This is a genomic window from Streptomyces sp. NPDC058632, from assembly GCF_042717095.1.
Taxonomy (GTDB): domain Bacteria; phylum Actinomycetota; class Actinomycetes; order Streptomycetales; family Streptomycetaceae; genus Streptomyces.
On the sequence record NZ_JBHXQZ010000185.1, the window covers coordinates 1 to 4,063 of the forward strand.

The following is a 4,063-nucleotide window of genomic DNA, read 5'->3' on the forward strand; positions in this document are numbered from 1 at the left end:
CCCCCACCACATCGGCACCGACGTCGGACGACGACACCCGGCGCACGCACCGGGCAGCATCCACCGAACCCCGCTCACCCACCTCCAACGCCCAGTCCGCGGACACCCGCAACCGCAACACGTCATGACGGTCCAGCAGCGCCTGCACCGCCGATGTCAGCCGCTCCTGCCCCAGCCCGCCCGGGACCTGGAGCAGCACCGACTGCTGGAAACCCTCCGCCGTGCCCCGCCACTCCCGCAGCCAGCGCATCACCGGAGTCGCCTCGACCGGACCCATACCGTCGTCCTCGACGGCGTCCGCCGCTTCCTCGCCGGCGGTGCGGCAGACCTCCGCCAGCGCGGCCGGTGTCCGGTGCTCGAAGATCTCGCGCGGGGTGAGGACGAGACCGGCCCGCCGCGCCCGGCTGACCAGCTGGATCGACATGATGCTGTCCCCGCCCAGCGCGAAGAACCCGTCGTCCACGCCGACCCGCTCCACGCCCAGCACGTCGGCGAAGAGCGCGCAGAGCAGCCTCTCCCGTTCCGTGCGGGGTTCCCTGCCGCTGCCCGCGCCCTCCGGGTGCGGCACCGGGAGGGCGGTGCGGTCCAGCTTCCCGTGCCGGGTCAGGGGCAGTGCGTCCAGGACCTGCAGGGTGCTCGGGAGCGCGTACTCCGGCAGCCGCTCGGCGACCAGGGCGCGCAGCCGGCCGGTGTCGAGGGTGCAGCCCGGTTCGGGCACGACATAGCCGGCCAGGTGCTTGGCACCGGAGGGCGCCCGGTGCACCAGGACGACGGAGTCGGCCACGTCGTCCTGCTCGCCGAGGGCCGCCTCGATCTCGCCGAGTTCGATGCGGAAGCCGCGGATCTTGACCTGGTGGTCGGCCCGCCCGAGGAACTCCAGCACTCCGTCCGGGGTCCAGCGCACCAGGTCGCCCGTGCGGTACATACGGGTACCGGCCGGACCGAACGGATCGGCGACGAACCGCTCCGCCGTCTGCGCGAACCAGTTCAGGTAGCCGCGCGCCAGCGCGTCACCGGCGATGTACAGCTCACCCTGCGCCCCGGGCGGCACCGGCCGCAGCCGGCCGTCGAGCACATAGGCCCGCATGCCGTCACGGGCACGGCCGATCGGCACGGCCGACGGCACCGAACGCCGGTCGGCCATGGTGTGGGCGGTGGCGTACACGGTGATCTCGGTCGGGCCGTACGCGTCGGTGATCACGGTGTCGGGGCAGTGCTCCAGCACCCGGCGGACGGTGGCGGCCGTGACGACATCGCCGCCGACCATCACCTCGCGGACGCCGACGAGGCAGCCCGGGTCCTCTTCGGCCACCACCCGGAAGAGCCCGGCCGTCAGCAGGAGCAGGGTGACCTCGTGCTCGCGGACCGCCCGGGCGATGGCCGCCACGTCGGGCTCGCCGGGCGGGGCCACCACGACCTCCCCGCCGTTCAGCAGGGGCGTCCACAGCTCGCAGGTGGACGGGTCGAAGCCGTACGGCGAGTGCAGCAGCGTCCGGATGGGGCGATCGGTCGCCGTCCTCGTCCAGTGACGGTCCGCGGCCAGGCCGACCACACCGCGGTGGGTGGCCGTCACGCCCTTCGGCTCGCCGGTGCTGCCCGACGTGAACATCACGTAGGCGGCGTTGTCCGGGTGGGGGCGCACCACGGGAGGTACGACGGCCGGGTCCTGTCGCGGGTCGTCGTCGGTCACCGCGAGGAAGTGGGCGGCTCGGGGCAGCAGGCCGGGCGCCGTGCCCCGGTGGGTCTCGTCGGTGACGACCACCGACGCCCCGGTCTGCCGCAGCATCTCGTCCAGCCTGGTCCGGGGCAGGTCGGGGGCGAGGGGCACGTAGGCCGCTCCGGCCTTCAGCACGCCCAGGATCGCCGTCACGACCTCCGGCGAACGCTCCATCAGCAGCGCGACCCGGTCTTCCGGACCGGTCCCCAGGGACATCAGCCGGGCCGCGAGCCGGGCCGCCCGCTCGTCGAGTTCCCGGTAGGTCCGCACCCCGCCGTCCCAGCGGACGGCCACGGCCTCCGGCGTTCGCGCCACCTGCGCCGCGAACGCCTCGACGACGCTCGTCGCGGCCTTCGTCGTATCCGCGTCGGCGTCGTTCCAGTCGGCCAGGATGCGGTGCCGCTCCTCCGGCGACAGCACGTCCACCGTGCCGGCGGGCCGGTGGGGGTCGTCCACGAACGCCCGCAGCACCCGCACGAACCGGTCGGCCAGCACGCGTGCTTCCTCGTCGCCGAACGCGGCGGGCGCGTACTCGATGCGCAGGGACAACCCCTGCTCCCGCGGTGCGGCGATCAGCATGAGCCGGTAGTGGGCGGCCTCACGGGTCTCCACGCGGGTGAGGGTGAGGGAGGTGCCGGTGAGGGCCGTGGCCTTCTCGTCGACCGGGTAGTTCTCGTAGACCATGGCCGAGTCGAACAGCCGGGGCAGGCCTGCGAGACTCTGGATGTCGCTCAGCCCGAGGTACTGGTGGGCAATCAGCCCGGCCTGCTCGTCCTGGAGGCCGCGCAGCAATTCCTCGAGGGTCCGGTCCTGGTCCAGCCGCGCCCTGACGGGCAGGGTGTTGATGAACAGGCCCGCCATGGTCTCGATGCCGGGCACCTCCGGCGGCCGGCCGGACACCGTCGTGCCGAAGACCACGTCGTCACGGCCGGTCAACCGGGACAGCAGCAGCGCCCAGGCGCCCTGGAGGACCGTGTTGACGGTGAGCCCGCGGGACCTGGCCCACGTGACGAGGCGGGTGGCAAGGCCCGGAGGGAGTTCGGGGTGCACCCGTCCGGGGCGCACGGCCGGCGCCATCCGGTCGGAGGCGGCGGGGGCGACGAGCGTGGGCTCGTCCACCCCGTCCAGGGCCCGGGCCCAGGCGGCGTGCGCGTCGTCGCGGTCCTGCGCGGCCAGCCAGCGCAGGTAGTCGCCGTAGGGGGCGGCCCGAGGCAGCGTGGCCGTCGGGCTCTCGGCCGCGTACAGGGCGAACAGATCACGGGCCAGGACGGGCACCGACCAGCCGTCCAGCAGGATGTGATGGTGCGTCAGGACAAGTCGGTGGCGTTTGTCGCCGAGGCCGAGCAGCGCGGCCCGCAGCAGGGGCGGGCGCGCCGGGTCGAAGCGCTCGGCGAGCTCCGCGTCCGCGATCCGGTCGCTCTCCGCGGCCTGCGCGGTGTCGGGCAGGGCGCTCAGGTCGGCCGTCAGCCACGGGAGTCCGGGATCACGGGTGATCACCTGGACGGGGGCGTCCGTGATGTCGTGGACGAACGCGGCCCGCAGGTTGGCGTGCCGGGCCAGCAGCGCCGTACAGGCGGCCCTGAGCGCGTCCGCGTCGAGCGGGCCTTCGAGGTCGAGGCAGAGCTGCGGGGTGTAGACGTCGCTCTCGCCGCCGTCGTAGACGGCGTGGAAGAGCAGGCCCTCCTGGAGCGGGGAGAGCGGGAGGACGTCCTCCAGGCCGGGGTACGCGGCTTCGAGGGTTTCCACCTGCTCCTGAGTGAGGGGCACGAGGGGGAAGTCGGACGGCGTGTGGCCGCCGGTCTCGGCACCCGTGCCCGCGAGGGTCTCCAGCGACCGCAGCCACCGCTCGGCCAGGTCCCGCACCTCGGCCTCGTCGAGCAGACCGCCCGCCCACGCGAACGTCGCCGACAGCACCGGGCCCCCGGGTCCGTCGACCGCGACCGCGTTGACGTCGAGCGCGTGCAGCAGCGGAGTGGCCGGATCGGTGCCGGCGCCCAGTCCGTGCGCGTCGTCGGCCACCGTCCAGTCGGCGCCTGCGTCGGTGCTTCCGGACGCGGACGAGGCAAGGGCGTCCAGGGACGTGGTCGTACGGCCGAGGTAGTTGAAGCCGATCTGCGGCCGGGCGCAGTGCATCAGGAGCGGGGCCGTCTGCGGGTTGAGGTAGCGCAGCAGGCCGTGACCGAAGCCCCGGCCCGGCACCCGGCCGAGCTGCTCCTTGGCCTGCTTGACGGCGTCCACGGGATCGTCGCCCGTGACGTCGAGCCGTACGGGGTGGACGCGGGTGAACCAGCCCACCGTGCGGGAGAGGTCCACGTCCGCCCGGTCGCCGTCGCGGCCATGACCCTC

Annotated in this window: 1 protein-coding gene; it reads right to left on the reverse strand. The window is 74.0% G+C overall.

Annotated features, from left to right (window positions below):
* On the reverse strand, positions 1-4,063 hold a 4,063-nt coding region (locus ACFWVE_RS34790), incomplete at both ends, for an amino acid adenylation domain-containing protein (protein WP_384023199.1).